The sequence below is a fragment of the Streptomyces sp. CNZ301 genome (genome assembly GCF_004217425.1).
This window is the reverse complement of the sequence record NZ_SHLG01000001.1, coordinates 1,213,003-1,229,302: the sequence shown is the minus strand read 5'-3', so window position 1 is coordinate 1,229,302 and position 16,300 is coordinate 1,213,003. Positions and strand designations below refer to the sequence as shown.

12 protein-coding genes are annotated in these 16,300 nt (G+C 70.9%); 7 read left to right on the top strand and 5 right to left on the bottom strand.

What is annotated here, in order from left to right:
- Positions 1–105: 105 nt before the first annotated feature.
- Positions 106–1,449: a DUF2252 domain-containing protein gene (locus EV375_RS05555; RefSeq protein WP_130298454.1), complete on the bottom strand. Its 1,344-nt coding sequence runs from the start codon at positions 1,447–1,449 to the stop codon at positions 106–108.
- Between the two features lie 252 nt (positions 1,450–1,701).
- On the opposite strand from EV375_RS05555, the gene dnaE reads away from it, so the two are divergent.
- A complete protein-coding gene (dnaE, locus tag EV375_RS05550; RefSeq protein WP_130298453.1) occupies positions 1,702–5,241 on the top strand; it encodes a DNA polymerase III subunit alpha in 3,540 nt (1,179 codons plus the stop codon).
- A gap of 228 nt (positions 5,242–5,469) precedes the next feature.
- Here dnaE and EV375_RS29040 read toward each other — a convergent pair whose 3' ends face one another.
- On the bottom strand, positions 5,470–5,646 hold the full coding sequence (locus tag EV375_RS29040; RefSeq protein WP_165434683.1) for a hypothetical protein: 177 nt from the start codon (positions 5,644–5,646) through the stop codon (positions 5,470–5,472).
- Between the two features lie 242 nt (positions 5,647–5,888).
- Between EV375_RS29040 and EV375_RS05545 the strand changes: the two genes are divergently transcribed.
- From EV375_RS05545 to EV375_RS29560, 4 genes are all read left to right on the top strand, one after another.
- The gene (locus EV375_RS05545) at positions 5,889–7,184 is read left to right on the top strand and encodes an NYN domain-containing protein (RefSeq protein WP_130301632.1); all 1,296 of its coding nucleotides are present in this window, start codon (positions 5,889–5,891) and stop codon (positions 7,182–7,184) included.
- A 66-nt stretch (positions 7,185–7,250) separates the two neighbouring features.
- On the top strand, positions 7,251–8,315 hold the full coding sequence (locus EV375_RS05540; protein ID WP_486588303.1) for an ABC transporter ATP-binding protein: 1,065 nt from the start codon (positions 7,251–7,253) through the stop codon (positions 8,313–8,315).
- A 149-nt stretch (positions 8,316–8,464) separates the two neighbouring features.
- Positions 8,465–9,292, top strand: a complete 828-nt coding sequence (locus EV375_RS05535; protein ID WP_486588699.1) for an ABC transporter permease — start codon at positions 8,465–8,467, stop codon at positions 9,290–9,292.
- Positions 9,293–9,429: 137 nt separating this feature from the next.
- Entirely contained in the window at positions 9,430–10,332 is a 903-nt protein-coding gene (locus EV375_RS29560; protein ID WP_486588302.1) for a hypothetical protein, read from the top strand.
- 25 nt (positions 10,333–10,357) lie between these two features.
- Here the strand turns inward: EV375_RS29560 and ybaK are convergent, their stop codons facing one another.
- From ybaK to EV375_RS05515, 3 genes are all read right to left on the bottom strand, one after another.
- On the bottom strand, positions 10,358–10,870 hold the full coding sequence (ybaK, locus tag EV375_RS05525; RefSeq protein ID WP_130298452.1) for a Cys-tRNA(Pro) deacylase: 513 nt from the start codon (positions 10,868–10,870) through the stop codon (positions 10,358–10,360).
- A gap of 61 nt (positions 10,871–10,931) precedes the next feature.
- Positions 10,932–11,765 carry an LON peptidase substrate-binding domain-containing protein gene (locus EV375_RS05520; RefSeq protein WP_130298451.1) on the bottom strand — a complete coding sequence of 278 codons (834 nt, stop codon included), beginning with the start codon at positions 11,763–11,765 and terminating at the stop codon, positions 10,932–10,934.
- A 126-nt stretch (positions 11,766–11,891) separates the two neighbouring features.
- Positions 11,892–13,448: a membrane protein gene (locus EV375_RS05515; RefSeq protein ID WP_486588698.1), complete on the bottom strand. Its 1,557-nt coding sequence runs from the start codon at positions 13,446–13,448 to the stop codon at positions 11,892–11,894.
- 315 nt (positions 13,449–13,763) lie between these two features.
- Here EV375_RS05515 and hisD point away from each other — a divergent pair, with 315 nt between their 5' ends.
- Together hisD and EV375_RS05505 are read left to right on the top strand one after the other, a co-directional pair.
- Positions 13,764–15,197: a histidinol dehydrogenase gene (gene hisD, locus EV375_RS05510; protein WP_130298449.1), complete on the top strand. Its 1,434-nt coding sequence runs from the start codon at positions 13,764–13,766 to the stop codon at positions 15,195–15,197.
- Positions 15,194–16,300 carry a histidinol-phosphate transaminase gene (locus EV375_RS05505; protein WP_130298448.1) on the top strand — a complete coding sequence of 369 codons (1,107 nt, stop codon included), beginning with the start codon at positions 15,194–15,196 and terminating at the stop codon, positions 16,298–16,300. The genes hisD and EV375_RS05505 overlap by 4 nt, the downstream gene beginning before the upstream one ends.

Genomic DNA, 16,300 nt, shown 5'->3' with positions numbered 1-16,300 from the left:
GAGGGGTAAGGGGTCTCTAAAAGCGGTCCGTGAATTGCCCCGCTTCCCGCTGCTCCCGCCTGCGGACCGTGGATGCGCCGGCGGGCCCGGTGGAACCGAGGATGCCTACAGGCCGGGGATGCGGCCGTTGCGGAAGAGATCGACGAAGGTCTGGTGATCGCGCCGGGTCCTCGAGCCGTAGTCGTGCGCGAAGTCGGTGAGCATCTGCGGGAAACCCTCCTCGTCCTCGGCGATCGCGGCGTCGATGGCACGCTCCGTGGAGAACGGCACCAGTGAGTGACCGCTCTCGTCGTCCGCCGCGGCGTGCATGGTGGCGGTGGCCTGGCCGAGATCGCGGACGACGTGGGACATCTCTTCGGGGTCGTCCAGGTCGGACCAGTCGAGGTCGACGGCGTACGGCGAGACCTCGGCCACCAGCTGTCCCTTGCCCTGCAGTTCGGTCCAGCCCAGCCACGGGTCGGCGTGCGCCTGGAGGGCGCGCTGCGAGATCACGGTGCGGTGACCCTCGTGCCGGAAGTAGTCGTGGATCGCCGGGTCGGTGATGTGGCGGGCGACGGCGGGGCTCTGCGCCTGCTTCATGTAGATCACCAGGTCGTTCTCGAGGGCGTCGCTGTGCCCCTCGAGCAGCACGTTGTACGAGGGCAGGCCCGCGCTGCCGATCCCGATGCCGCGACGTCCGACGACGTCCTTGACGCGGTAGGCGTCGGAACGCAGGCGCGTCGTGCCGGGCAGCGTCGCGGTGTACGCGTCGAAGGACTCCAGCACCTCGGAGCGGGTCGCCGTGTCCAGCTCGACGGCTCCGTCGCCGGGGGTGAACCGGCGCTCCCAGTCGCGGATCTCGGTCATGCTGTCCAGCAGCCCGAACCGGGTGTTGGCGCGTGCGGAGCGCAGCGCCGCCAGCACGGGCCCCTGTGCGGTGTCGAGGGTGAGCGAGGGCGCCGCGGCGGCGGGCTCGGCGCCGTCGGCGAGCAGGCGGATGCGTTCGCGGTAGGCGTCCGCGTAGGCGCGCACGAGCGAGGTGATCTGCTCGTCGCTGAGTGCCTTGCTGTAGCCGAGCAGGGCCACGGAGGCGGCGAAGCGCTTCAGGTCCCAGGTGAAGGGTCCGACGAACGCCTCGTCGAAGTCGTTGACGTTGAAGGTGAGGCGGCCTTCGGCGTCCATGTACGTGCCGAAGTTCTCGGCGTGCAGGTCGCCGTGGATCCAGACCCTGCCGGTCCGCTCGTCGAGGAACGGGCCGGCGCGGCCGGGCCCCTCCTTGTCGTCCTCGGTGACGTCCGCGTAGAAGAGACATGCCGTCCCCCGGTAGAAGGCGAACGCGGACGCGGCCATCTTCCGGAACTTGACCTGGAAGGCGGCCGGGTCGGCGGCCAGCAGCTCTCCGAAGGCGCTGTCGAAGACCTCGAGGATCCGCTCGGCGCGCCCGTCCGCGCCGGTCTGCTGCATAGCCATGAGAACCGCCCAATCGGGGTGGGTCGCGGTGCCGGATGCTGACGAAGGAGTGCACCGGGATCCTCTCGCACGGGCCGCCGCGGGCGAAGCCGGGGGAGCCGTGGGGTGCGCGTTCGGCAGGGTGCGGCGGTCCGTACGCCCGGGCGCCGCCGGTCAGTTGGCGCGGCGCGGCCGGCGCCCGCGGATGTCGGTGCGGGGTCGTAGACTCCGGAACCGATCCAGCAGCATCCGTGCCCGGAGGTGGCCCGCGCCGTGACCGACCAGCCGTTCACACATCTGCACGTGCACACTCAGTATTCGCTTCTGGACGGCGCCGCGCGGCTGAAGGACATGTTCAAGGCATGCCAGGAGATGGGCATGTCGCATGTGGCGATGACGGACCACGGCAACCTCCACGGTGCCTACGACTTCTTCCACCAGGCCACCGACGCGGGGATCACGCCGATCATGGGCATCGAGGCGTACGTCGCCCCGGACCACCGGCGCAACATGCGGCCGGTCAAGTGGGGCACCCCCCACCAGAAGCGCGACGACGTCTCGGGTAACGGTGCGTACACGCACATGACGATGTGGGCGCGTGACAAGGAGGGACTGCACAACCTCTACCGCGCCCAGTCGAGGGCCGGTCTGGAGGGTTTCTTCCGCAAGCCCCGGATGGACCGCGAGCTGCTCGCCGAGTACGCGAAGGGGATGATGGCCACCACCGGCTGCCCCTCCGGCGAGGTGAGCACCAAGATCCGTCTCGGGCAGCAGGAGGAGGCCGTCAAGGCCGCCGGAGAGTTCCAGGACATCTTCGGCAAGGAGAACTTCTTCGTCGAGCTGATGGATCACGGCATCGACATCGACAAGCGGGCGCGGGCGGGTCTGGAAGAGGTGGCCAGGAAGATCGACGCCCCGTTCGTCGTCACCAACGACTCGCACTACACCTACGAACACGAGTCCGCGGCGCACGACACCCTGCTGTGCATCCAGACCGGCAGCAACCTGTCCGACCCGGACCGCTTCAGCTTCGACGGCGCGGGCTACTACATCAAGTCGGCCGAGGAGATGTACGCCATCGACTCCTCGGACGTGTGGCAGCAGGGCTGCCGCAACACGCAGCTGCTCATCGCCGAACGCGTCGACACCGCGGGGATGTTCGAGACCAAGAACCTGATGCCCCGTTTCGACGTGCCCGAGGGGTACGACGAGGTGTCCTGGTTCAAGGAGGAGGTCAAGCGGGGGATGGCCCGCCGCTACCCCGGCGGCGTCCCCCAGGACCGGCAGGAGCTGGTCGAGTACGAGATGGATGTCATCATCTCGATGGGCTTTCCCGGGTACTTCCTCGTCGTCGCCGACTTCATCAACTGGGCGAAGGACAACGGCATCGCGGTCGGGCCAGGCCGTGGTTCCGCCGCCGGTTCCATCGTCTCCTACGCGATGGGGATCACCGACCTCGACCCGGTCACCCACGGCCTGATCTTCGAGCGGTTCCTCAACCCCGAGCGCGTCACCATGCCCGACGTCGACATCGACTTCGACGAGCGCAGGCGCGGCGACGTCATCCGCTACGTCACGGAGAAGTACGGCGCGGACAAGGTCGCCATGATCGGCACCTACGGCACCATCAAGGCGAAGAACGCGATCAAGGACTCGGCCCGCGTGCTGGGTTACCCGTACGCGATGGGCGACCGGATCACCAAGGCGATGCCCGCCGACGTCCTCGGCAAGGGCATCCCGCTGTCCGGCATCACCGACAAGGACCACCCGCGCTACAGCGAGGCGGGCGAGATCCGCGCGATGTACGAGAACGAGCCGGACGTCACCAAGGTGATCGACGCGGCCCGCGGCATCGAGGGCCTGGTGCGGCAGATGGGCGTGCACGCCGCCGGTGTGATCATGTCCAGCGAGAAGCTCATCGACCACGTGCCCGTCTTCTCACCGAAGAACGACGGCGTGGTGGTCACGCAGTGGGACTACCCCAGCTGTGAGGCCCTGGGCCTGCTGAAGATGGACTTCCTCGGGCTGCGCAACCTGACGATCATGGACGACGCGGTCAAGATGATCCGCAAGAACAAGGACGTCGATCTCAAGCTGCTCGACCTGCCGCTGGACGACCCGAAGACGTTCGAGCTGCTGTGCCGCGGCGACACCCTGGGCGTCTTCCAGTTCGACGGCGGGCCCATGCGTTCGCTGCTTCGCATGATGAAGCCCGACAACTTCGAGGACATTTCCGCCGTCTCGGCTCTCTACCGTCCGGGCCCGATGGGCATGAACAGCCACATCAACTACGCCCTGCGGAAGAACGGCCAGCAGGAGATCACTCCCATCCACCCCGAGCTCGAGGAGCCGCTGAGGGAAGTCCTCGACATCACGCACGGCCTGATCGTGTATCAGGAGCAGGTGCAGAAGGCCGCGCAGGTGCTCGCGGGCTACTCGCTCGGTCAGGCGGACCTGCTGCGCAGGGCGATGGGCAAGAAGAAGAAGGAGGTTCTCGACAAGGAGTTCGTGAACTTCCAGAAGGGCATGCGGGAGCGGAACTACTCCGACGAGGCCATCCAGGCCGTCTGGGACGTGCTGGTGCCCTTCGCCGGCTACGCCTTCAACAAGGCGCACTCCTCGGCGTACGGACTGGTCACCTACTGGACGGCCTACCTCAAGGCCAACTACCCGGCCGAGTACATGTCGGCGCTGCTCACCTCGGTGCGCGACGACAAGGACAAGTCGGCCGTCTACCTGAACGAGTGCCGCAAGATGGGGATCCAGGTCCTCCCCCCGGACGTCAACGAGTCCGAGGCGAACTTCACCTCGCGGGACGACTCGACGATCGTCTTCGGCCTGACCGCCGTGCGGAACGTCGGGCAGAACGTGGTGGACTCGATCGTCAAGTGCCGCAAGGCGAAGGGGAAGTACACCTCCTTCCCGGACTTCCTCGACAAGGTCGAATCCGTCGTCTGCAACAAGCGCACCGTCGAATCCCTCATCAAGGCGGGCGCGTTCGACGAGATGGGCCACACGCGCAAGGGCCTGACCGCCCAGTTCGAGCCGATGATCGACAACGTGGTCCAGGTCAAACGCAAGGAGGCCGAGGGCCAGTTCGACCTCTTCGGTGACCTCGGCGGTGACGACGATGACGCCCCCGGCTTCGGCCTCGACGTCACCTTCTCCGACGAGGAGTGGGACAAGACGTACCTCCTCGCCCAGGAGCGGGAGATGCTCGGTCTCTACGTCTCCGACCACCCGCTGTTCGGGCTGGAGCACGTCCTCAACGACAAGGCGGACGCCGCCATCGCACAGCTCACCGGCGGCGAGCACTCGGACGGGGCGATCGTCACCATCGGCGGCATCATCTCCGGACTGCAGCGCAAGATGACCAAGCAGGGCAACGCGTGGGCGATCGCGACCGTGGAGGATCTGGCGGGCTCCATCGACTGCATGTTCTTCCCGGCGACCTATCAGCTCGTCTCCACCCAACTCGTCGAGGACGCCGTCGTCTTCGTCAAGGGCAGGCTGGACAAGCGGGAGGACGTTCCGCGTCTGGTCGCGATGGAGCTGATGATTCCCGACTTGAGCGAGGCCTCCGCCAGCGCGCCCGTGACGATCACGATTCCGACGGTGAAGATCACACCGCCGCTGGTGGAGAAGCTCGGCGAAGTCCTCACCCACCACCGCGGTTCGAGCGAGGTGCGGGTACGGCTCCAGGGCGCCCGCAAGACCACGGTCCTGCGGCTGGACCGGCATCGGGTCACGCCCGATCCGGCCCTCTTCGGCGATCTGAAGGAACTGCTGGGCCCGTCCTGCATGGCGGGCTGAGCCCGAACTTCCCGGCGCCGGCACCCTCCCGCACCCGGGGCGGTGCCGGCGCCGGCGTCAACGCCCTTCCCCGCGGGGCGAGTGCGGCGGAAGCCGGCATGAACCCGCGCGCAGGAAGAGGGCGACCCCGGGGCTGGGGCCGCCCTCTCCTCATCAAGCGCCGACGTGCGGTGCCCAAGGGCACAGGTGAATCAAACGGAGTGTTGTCGACCTCTGCGCCAGGCAGGGTCAGTTGTGTCCGAAGCGCCGCTGGTGCTTACGGGCCACGTCAGCAGGGCTGACGCTTCTGCCCGACGACGGGCGCGATTGCTGACCTTCCGCCGAACCGCTCTCGGTCCTGCTCTGGTCGCGCTCGCCGTCACCGGCCTTCTTCTGACTGCGTTCCTGATTCCTGCCCTTGGCCATGATCGCCTCCTGGTGACCGTTGAACTTTGGGCCGAATTCAGCCTGGCACGGGGGTATGAAGCGCGCATGTCGGACAATCACCGTGAGTGAGGCGGTTCTTCGTGCTCTTGCGTCTCCTCCGCATCTGTGCCGCCACGCCGGTGATCGTGCACCGCAGCCAAGCCCTGTACGGTCGGGCAGACTCGAAGGCGAAACACGACTCCGGCCGTGGGCCGCTGTCGGTGACCGAGAGTGGGTGGATCGTGGACCGCTGCGTCGTTCTGGTGGATGCCGGATATCTGTTGGGCGCCGCCGCGAGTCTTCTGGCGGGAGAGCCCATGCGCTCCCAGATCAGCGTCGACCACGCCGCCCTGATCCGCGGGCTGCGCGAACGTGCCGAGGCCGACACCGGATGCGATCTGCTGCGGATCTACTGGTTCGACGGCGCCCCCGACCGGGTGCCGCAGCCCGAGCACCGCAGACTCCGGGTGATGCCGCGCGTCACCGTACGACTCGGGGCGCTTACCAGAAGCGACGGCCGCTGGGCCCAGAAGGGCGTCGACGCGGCCATGCACGCCGAGCTCACCGAACTGGCCCGCAACCGCGCCTGCTCCGACATCGTCCTCGTCACGGGCGACGGTGATCTCCTCCCCGGGCTGATGTCGGCCAAGGAACACGGTGTGGCCGTGCACCTGTGGGCCGTACAGGCGGCGGACGGCGACTACAACCAGTCCGAGGACCTCGTGGCCGAGGCCGACGAACGCCGGGTCCTGGACCGCAGCTGGATCACGGAGGCCGTGCGCGCCACGGAGCCCTCCGGCGCCTACCACCCGCAGTCGGCGTCCAGACCGGAGATCGCGGCGATCCTGTCCGCGCCGCTGCCCGAGGCGGCAAAGAACGGAAGCGGGCCCGCGGTGCCCGTCAACCACACGGAATCCGCACCGCCCGAACCCTCACCCGCCGGGACCGCGGCCGACAGCGACGGGCAGACGCCGCAGGCGGAGAGCGAGGACGGCGGGACGGCCGCCCCGGGCAAGGGCCTCACCGGCGTTCCCACCCCCAAAGACCTCGCCGGCCTCGGCCGTCCCGCTCCCTCGCAGCCCGGCAACGGGACGCCTCCCGGAACGACGCTCAGATGGTCCTCCGAGCGGGGCTGGGTGGAGCGCGGCACGCCCGGGGAGTCCCCGGAGGCGGCCGCACTGCCGATGCTCGCCCAGCTGACGACGGCCGAGCAGCGCTGGGCGGACCGCGAGGAGGACATCACGGCGGTCAGCGGCGACCCCTTCGAGGTCGGCCAGGTCTTCGCCCGGCGCTGGCTGGAGCGGCTCTCCGCCCCTTCACACGTGCAGTCGCTGGCCCGCGAGTATCCGCGCATCCCGCACCGCATCGACGGGGAGCTGCTCCGTTACGCGGCGCGCTTCGGGCTGCTCACGCACAAGGACGACCAGATCGACGAGCACGACCGGTACGCGATCCGGGCGGGCTTCTGGCGCGAGATCGACGCTCCCGCCGCCGGACAGGCCGCGCCCGGCGAGGACGCTTCCGTCGCCGGGCAGTAGCCCCCGTCCGTCCGTGAACGACCCTTCCGGAAGGCCCGCCGCCGGCGGAGCGTAGGCTCGTCGCTCGTGGGAACCGGCACAACGCAGCAGACGGCGCAGAGCGTGCGGACCCCGGCGCGGGCCGCTGTGCGCATGACGAGCCTGGTCAAGACGTATCCCACGAGCCGGCGCCGGTTCGGCGCGCTTCCCCTGAATCCCCTGCGCACCGCGCGGGACGCGCCCGGCACCGAGGGTGTGCGTGCCTGCGACGGCATCACCCTCGAAGTGCGGCAGGGCGAGATCTTCGGCCTGCTCGGCCCGAACGGCGCGGGCAAGTCCACCGTCGTCAGACAGCTGTCGGGCCTGATGCGGCCCGACTCCGGCACGGTCGAGATCCTCGGACACGATCTGGTGCGGTACCCGGAGCGTGCCGCACGGCTCCTCGCCTACCTCGGCCAGGAGTCCGGCGCGCTCGACGAACTGACCGTCGCCCTGGCCGCGGAGACGACCGGACGCCTGCGGGGCCTGGATGCGGCGGCCGCGCGGCGTGAGCGTGACGAGGTACTGGACGAGCTGGGCCTGAGCCCACTCGCCGGCCGTCCGCTCGGGAAGCTCTCGGGTGGTCAGCGCCGGCTGGCCTGCGTCGCGTCGGCGCTGGTGGGGGAGCGCCCGATGCTCGTGCTGGACGAGCCGACGACCGGCATGGACCCGGTGGCGAGGCGCGCTGTGTGGGCGGCCGTGGAGCGCCGTCGCACCGAGCGCGATGCGACGGTGGTGCTGGTGACGCACAACGTCATGGAGGCGGAGGCCGTTCTCGACAGGGTGGCGGTACTGGACCGCGGCCGGGTCATCGCCTGTGACACTCCCGGCGGGCTGAAGGCCATGGTCGGCGGCGACGTACGCCTCGAACTTGTCTGGCGCGACCGCGCACCCCTCGACGTGCCGCAGGTCGCCGGTCTCGCCGCGCAGGCCGCGGTCTCCGGACGCCGCTGGACGCTTCGCATGCCGCCCGAGGCGGCCCGCGCCGCCGTGGACGTCGTCACCACGGGGCGGGCCTTCGCGGCACTCGACGACTTCTCGCTGGCGACGCCCAGCCTTGAGGACGTGTATCTCGCGCTGGGCGGCAGCGGGGAAGGTCTGGTGAGGGTGTGAGTACGGCCGCTTCGGCGCAGGCACGTGCGAAGGCAGAGGCCCGGGCACGTTCACGGGCCGGTGAGACGGATGTCCGCGGCCGGGCTCCGCGCGGTGCCGCGGAGGACGCCGGTGCCGCGGACGCGGTGCCTGCGGGCGCGTCCGCCGGGCTGTCCGCCACGGCTGGGGAGCAGGCCCGGGAGTCGGCGAGGGAGGCCGTCGGGGACGTGGCCGGGGAGCCTCCCGCCGCTCTCGCGCCCCGGGCACGGCTGTGGCCCTCTCTGGCCGCGGTGTACCGTGCGCAGCTGTCCCGCGCTCGGGTGGCCCGTATCCCGCTGCTGTTCGTGGCGACCTTCCAGTCGCTGGGGATCATGGTGCTGATGAGGGGCGTGGTCGACGGCGGCGCCGAGTCGAGAGCCGTGGTCGCCGGGGCGTCCGTCCTGGTTGTGGCGTTCGTGGCTCTGAATCTGCTCGCCCAGTACTTCGGGCAGCTGCGCGCGGGCGGCGGCCTCGACCACTACGCCACGCTGCCGGTGCCCGCGGCGGCGGTCGTGCTCGGCGCCGCCGGGGCGTATGCGTCGTTCACCGTGCCCGGGGTCCTCGTCACAGCCGTCGCTGGCGGCGTCCTCTACCAGCTGCCGCTGAGCGGTCTGTGGATTCTCGTGGCCGTCGTCCCGCTCGCCGGGGCCGCTCTGGCCGGGCTGGGCGCCGCACTGGGACTGCTCGCGCCGAGGCCCGAGATCGCCACTCTCTGCGGGCAGTTGGGGATGTCCGCCGCGTTGCTGCTGGGCGTACTTCCGGGCGGGCGGCTGCCGCAGCCCGTGGGGCTGCTGCGGGACCTGCTGCCCTCGACGTACGGCGTGGAGGCACTGGCCCGGGCGTTCGAGGCACGGCCCGACTGGGCGCATGCGGCGATGGATCTGGGCGTGTGCGCGGCCGTCGGAGTGGTGTCCCTGGCCCTGGCGACATGGGCGTACCGGCGCGCGGCGGTGCGCTGAGCGGGAGACCGGACGGTGCGGGAGCCGGAGGCGCCGTACGCCGACTGGGCCGGAATGGGCGAATTCGCGCCCGTACGCCGCAGAGCCATCTGCCGCCCCCCGCCCGAACCGCCGTACGGGACTGGCACGATGGCGTCGTGACCGCTCCAACGCCTTCCTCACCCGACCCCGACCGCTCGCGTCGCTCCCGCCCGTACGACGGCCATGGCGGCCGGCACGGCGACGGACGGCAGGAACCGCGCCGGCGCGGCGACCCCACGGGTGGTGATCAACCGTCTTCTCCGTACGGGGCTCCCGGTCCGTCCGGCTACGGGAGCGATGACTCCGGTGCGTACGGGAGCGGAGGCGCGTACGGGAGCGATGGTGCGTACGGGAGCGATGGTGCGTACGGGAGCGGAGGCGCGTACGGCCACCCCGCCTCGTACGGCTACTCCGACGGGCCGCCGGCCCACACGGCACACGGCCCGGAACATCCGGAGAACCTTGACGAGGAACCACCCGATGTGCGCCGCGAGGTGCGCACAGGTGTGCTGTGCGCCCTGCCCCTCCTCGTCCTCGGAGTGGGGCTCGGACTGCTGTGGCTCTGGCTGGCGCCGCGCGTCCCGCTCGTCAGCGTCGACGGCGGCGTGTTCCTCAAGGACCCGGAGGGCGAGGAGGCGATCGGAGCGGACGGCACGTTCGTGCTGCTTGCGATCGCCTTCGGTCTGGTGACGGGCCTGCTGGCCTTCCTGCGCAGCCGCAGCGGCGGACTCGGCATCGTCGTCGGCCTGGCGGTGGGGGCGCTGCTGGGGTCGGTAGTGGCCTGGCGGCTCGGGGTCTGGCTGGGTCCGAGCGGCGACCTGACCGCGTCGGCGAAGGCCGCGGGGGAGGACAAGACCTTCGACGGTCCGCTGAAACTGCAGGCCATGGGTGCGCTGCTGGTTTGGCCGTTCATCGCGCTCACGACGCATCTGGTACTCATCGGTGTCTTCGGGCACCGCGATCCGGAGCCCGCCGCGCCGCCGCCGGCCGAGGACGGCAAGGCGGCACCGCACTGGTGAGCGGCGGGCCGGGCGGCCAGATGGTTCAGGACACCCCGCGGGCGATCGGCGCCCTGGCCGCGCGCGTCAGCGCCGCAAGGTCGTCCGGTGCGAGCTCGATCTCCAGACCTCGGCGGCCCGCGGAGACGCAGACGGTGGCGTGCGCGGAGGCGGACTCGTCGATGACGGTGGGCAGCGGCCTGCGCTGCCCGAGAGGTGAGATGCCGCCCAGCACATAGCCCGTACTGCGCTCGACGGCCGCCGGGTCGGCCATGACCGCCCGTTTGCCGCCGGCCGCCGACGCCAGGGCCTTCAGGTCCAGCGAGGCGGAGACCGGCACGACCGCGACGGTCATCGCGCCGTCGACCTCGGCGACGAGGGTCTTGAAGACCCGTTCGGGGGCGATGCCCAGGGCCTCGGCGGCCTCGGCGCCGTACGAGGGCGCGGACGGGTCGTGCTCGTAGGAGTGCGTGGTGAACTTCACCTCCGCACGTGCCGCGGCGAGCGTCGCCGGAGTCGCCGCCTGCTGCTGCCTCGGCTGCCTCTTCTTCTTCGCCATCGCTGCCCCTCCGCCCGGCGAGTGCCGTCCTGCGTGTGTCCCGAGCCGCCGCGCCGCACGCTCAGTTGGGGTTGGTCGGGTCCCGTGTGAGATCCGCCGCCGGCAGCGACGGCAGCTTCCCGATGACCGCCGTCTCGCGACGGAGGATCTTCAGCTCGTCCGCGAGCCGCGTCGCGGTGTCCGGGGCCTGGAGCAGGCGCTGCTTCGTCGGGGTGTCGAGGATCGTGGCGGCGGCCACCAGATACGAGACGACCGACGGATCGTCCGGCAGCTCCTGCCCGGCGGCCAGGGTCCGCTCCCGCGCGCTCGCCAGCCGCTTCTGGTAGCCGCGGAAGGCACGCAGCACTCCGGAGGCCAGCGCGCCCGCTCCGTCGCCCTCGTTCTCCGGCAGCTCCTCGACCTGTCCCATGAGGTACGGGCCGCCGGTGTCCACGGAGTGCAGCCGGAAGCGGGTGGTGCCGGTGGCGAGGACCTCGTAGCCCGGGCCGTCGTCCGCGGCCTCGTCCTCCTCCAGGGACGCGTCGGCGGCGCCCGCTCCGGCGCCGCCGGACGCGCCCGACGCGGCAGGGCCCCCTGCCGCGCCGGTGCGTTCGCGGATCGTCGAGGCGTCCGCGATGCAGCCGACCGAGTAGAACGACGCCATCGGATCGGCGCCGAAACCGGCCGCAGGCCCGGTGCCCGCCGGGTGTGCGCTCTCCGGCAGTCCCGTGGAGGTCTGCGCGGTCTCCCGGCCGTCGCGGATGGCGACGACGCCGAAACGCCGGGGCGTGTCCTCGGGAATCTTCAGCAGGTCCCGCATCAGCGCGCGGTATCGCTGCTCGAAGATGTTCAACGGCAGTACCAGGCCAGGGAACAGCACCGAGTTGAGCGGGAAGAGCGGAAGCGCGGTTGTCACAACGCGTAAGCCTAAAGCCTTCGGGAGGTGCCCGGTGCTCCCGATCGATCACGAGTGCCGTCCGGGCCGTGGTGGCGCGGCGGTTCACCGGCGGCGAACCGCCCCCGGCCGGTCACCGGCCGGGGGTCATTGACGGCGGAGCAGCCGCGTCGCCCCCGTGGCGACGGTCGTCGCGAGGATCCAGCCGAGCAGGATCAGCCCGGCCGCCACCCACTGCGGCCCGCCCCTCGGGTCCCAGGCGTTGTCCTGTCCGAGGCTGATGACGGGCAGCAGCAGGTCCAGCGCGTACAGCGCGGCGTTCCAGTGCGGCGACTCGTCGCCCTTGAGCGGGTCCGGCGGATGCGCCCCGAAGTACATGGTGCTCGCCGCCCACAGCAACGCCATCCACAGCGCCGCCTGCGCGGGGCGGTATCCGTAGGCGACCGTCCAGTCCTGTAAATAGCCCCAGAGCTTGCCCACCAGCGGAAGCGTCTCGCGGCGGCGCCGCTGCTTGGCCAGGAGCACCGCGCGGGCGTTGGTGTCCTCCCCGCTGTTGCGGTACATCAGCGCCAACTGCTCGTACGGCAGCGGCGAATACTCCGGGGTGGCCGCCGCCAGCCACCGCAGCCGTTCGCGGACGTTGAAGTGGCCCTCCTTGGGGATCGCCTGCTGATAGGTGAAGCCGGCCATCCACAGCCGCTGGTCCCTCGGCCAGCTGCCCACCCGGTCGAGCAGCTTCTCGACGTTGGCGCCGGAGAGCACCGTCAGGCCCCGCTCCGGGGCGCGCGGTGTGAAGTTCAGCTCCGGTGTCTGGATGCGGCGGAGGGAGAGCTCCTGGTCCCGGCCGAGTTCGAAGCGGGCGTTCTCGATGACGAGTGAGGAGCCGAACCGCCCGTCGTCCAGCACCACCCCGCCCGTGCACTCGAAGTGCTTCGTGCGCCAGCGGCTGCCGCTGTCGGAGGTGAAGGGGACAGGGGTGCCGGAAGCGGGAGTGGCGCCCTCCCGCAGCTGCGAGGAGCGGCCGCGGTTGGCGTCGGCGAAGCTGGCGACGTGCTCGACGGTCATCTGCGGGGCGTACAGGGCGTAGCGGCCCTTGGTGTTGCGCAGCACCGTGCCGAACATGTGCAGCGAGCTGCCGACCGTCGCCCCGCGCAGGCTCACCTCGCCGTCGGTCACCAGGAGGCTCGCCTGAAGCTCCTGGGAGACGGTGATGCCGTCGGCGGCGATGGCACGTATGCGGCGGCCGCTGCCGACCGTCGCCTCGTTGAGCATCAGGTCGGTGCCGATGGTGGCGTCGGTGAGCTTGATGCCCTCGGGTATCGAGCAGCGCGGCAGGTGCAGGTCGCCGTCGGTGCTGAGCCGGGCGGCCTCCAGGCGCGGTATGTAGCAGTCGACGAGGCGCCCGGTGTGCATGCGGGCCTCCGCCATCCGCACCTCACGTTCGAAGCGGCACTGCCGCAGTTCGAAGTACGGCTCGATGATGCCGCCGGAGAGGTCCAGCACGTCGGTGATCAGGGCGCCCGAGAGGTGCAGCGACGCGACGCGCCCCAGCAGCGGCGGCGGCCCGTGCAGCAGCAGGTGCGCGATGACGCGGGCGCGTACGGTGCGGTCCGGGCCCCAGTCGTGGTCCCCGTTGGGGTCGTCCAGTTCCGCTTCTCCGCTGCGCAGGTCGTACTCGCTGCCGTTGACGAAGGCCTGCCACATGCCCCATTCGGCCCGTGTCAGCCAGGACGGCGGCTCTCTGGACTCCAGTGACTCGCTCACCGGTCGGCTTCCCCCTCTGCTCGGCTGCCGGGCGGTTCCTCCGGGCTGCTGCGGCCCGGGGCTGTCCGGTACGTCAACTCCGGACCGGGCTGGTCGTGTCCGGTCCCTCGGCCGGGCGGCTGCGCCCGGTGCCCGTCCGCTTCTTTCCCGCTGCGTGACCGTATGAACGCCGGGGGCGAGGTTCGTCTCCCGGGGCGTGTATCACTCACTGATACGCGCGGCCGGTGGGCGGACGCCGTCTGAGAGACTGGACCCGTGATTTCCCGAATCGACCTGCGCGGTTCCGCCGTCTCCGCAGACGGCGGGTTCGACCGTGATCTGCTGCCCCGTGCCGAGCTGGACGTCGAGGCCGCCCTGGAGAAGGTGCGGCCGATCTGTGAGGACGTACGGCATCGCGGCACCGAGGCGCTCATCGAGTACGCGCAGCGGTTCGACGGGGTGACGCTGGAGCGGGTCCGCGTCCCGCGTGAGGCCCTGGACGAGGCGCTGGCCGGGCTGGACCCGGAGGTGCGGGCCGCTCTGGAGGAGTCCGTGCGCCGCGCCCGCATCGTCCACCGCGCCCAGCGGCGCAGCGATTCGGCCGTCACGGTCGTGCCCGGCGGCACGGTCACCGAACGGTGGGTGCCGGTCGAGCGGGTCGGCCTCTACGTGCCGGGCGGGCGGGCCGTGTATCCGTCGTCGGTCGTGATGAACGTCGTGCCCGCGCAGGAGGCCGGCGTGGACTCCCTCGCGGTCACCTCGCCGCCGCAGCCCGAGTTCGGGGGGCTGCCGCACCCGACGGTGCTCGCCGCGTGCGCGCTGCTCGGTGTGTACGAGGTGTACGCGGCGGGCGGCGCCCAGGCGGTCGCGATGTTCGCGCACGGCACCGACGAGTGCCCGCCCGCGCAGCTGGTGACCGGCCCCGGCAACATCTACGTCGCGGCCGCGAAGCGGCTGCTCAAGGGCCGCATCGGCATCGACTCCGAGGCCGGGCCCACCGAGATCGCCGTCCTCGCAGACGACTCGGCCGACCCGGCGCACGTCGCCGCCGACCTCGTCAGCCAGGCCGAGCACGACACGGTCGCCGCGGCCGTCCTGGTCACCCCTTCCGAGGACCTGGCTGCGGCGGTCGAGGGCGAGCTGAAGGAGCAGGTCGCCGTCGCCCGGCACCGTGAGCGGATCAGCGAGGCGCTGGCCGGGCGGCAGTCCGGCATCGTGCTCGTCGACTCGCTGGAGGACGGGCTCGCGGTCGTCAACGCCTACGCGGCGGAGCACCTGGAGATCCAGACCGAGGACGCGGCAGGCTGGGCGGCACAGGTGCGCAACGCGGGCGCGGTCTTCGTCGGCCCCTATTCGCCCGTCTCGCTCGGCGACTACTGCGCGGGCTCCAACCACGTGCTGCCGACCGGCGGTTGCGCCTGCCACTCCTCCGGGCTCTCCGTGCAGTCGTTCCTCCGCGGCATCCACGTCGTGGACTACTCGCGGGACGCCCTCGCGGAGGTCACCCACCACGTCGTCACGCTCGCGGAGGCCGAGGACCTGCCCGCGCACGGGACGGCCCTGAAGGCAAGGTTTGCCGGAGGCGGACAAGAAGGTACGAGCGCCGGAGGCGGACAAGAAGGCACGAGCGCCGGAGGCGGACAAGAAGGAACGAGCGCCGGAGGCGGACAAGAAGGCACGAGCGAAGGAAAGGTGCCGCAAAGCAAGTGACCGGCATCGAACAGCTCCCCATCCGGGACGAGTTGCGCGGCAAGACCCCGTACGGCGCCCCGCAGCTGGACGTGCCCGTACGGCTGAACACCAACGAGAACCCGTACCCGCTGCCCGAGGAACTGGTGCGGCGCATCGCGGAGCGCGTCACCGAGGCCGCCCGCGCGCTGAACCGCTACCCCGACCGGGACGCCGTGGAGCTGCGCTCCGCCCTGGCGTCCTACCTGACCCGGACCACGGGCTTCGAGGTCTCCGGGGGGCAGGTGTGGGCGGCCAACGGTTCCAACGAGGTCATTCAGCAGCTGCTGCAGACCTTCGGCGGACCCGGCCGCACAGCCATCGGATTCGAGCCTTCGTACTCGATGCACGAGCTCATCGCCCGCGGCACGGGTACCGGTTGGCTGTCCGGGCCGCGCCGTGCGGACTTCACGATCGACACGGAGGCGGCTGTGCGCGCGATCGCGGAGCAGCGCCCCTCGGTCGTCTTCGTCTGCTCGCCCAACAACCCGACGGGCACGGCGGTCGAGCGGGAGACGGTCGTCGCGCTGTACGAGGCGGCGCAGGCGGCCGGGCCGTCGATGGTGGTGGTGGACGAGGCCTACGGCGAGTTCTCGCACCGGCCGTCGCTGCTGCCGCTCATCGAGGGACGGCCGAACCTCGTGGTGACCCGCACCATGTCGAAGGCGTTCGGAGCCGCGGGGCTGCGGCTGGGCTACCTCGCCGCCGACCCCGCCGTCGTGGACGCGGTGCAGCTCGTGCGCCTGCCCTACCACCTGTCCTCGGTCACGCAGGCCACGGCGCTTGCCGCCCTCGAGCACACGGACACGCTGCTCGGATACGTGGAGCGGCTCAAGGACGAGCGTGACCGGCTGGTGCGGGAGTTGCGTGCCCTCGGGCTCGAAGTGACCGAGTCCGACGCCAACTTCGTCCAGTTCGGACGGTTCGACGAGGCACACGTCACCTGGCAGGCCCTGCTGGAGCACGGGGTGCTCGTGCGGGACAACGGAGTGCCGGGCCGGCTGCGGGTGACCGCGGGCACGCCCGAAGAGAACGACGCGTTCCTCGACGCGGTACGTGCAGTGACAAAGGAGACCACCCGATGA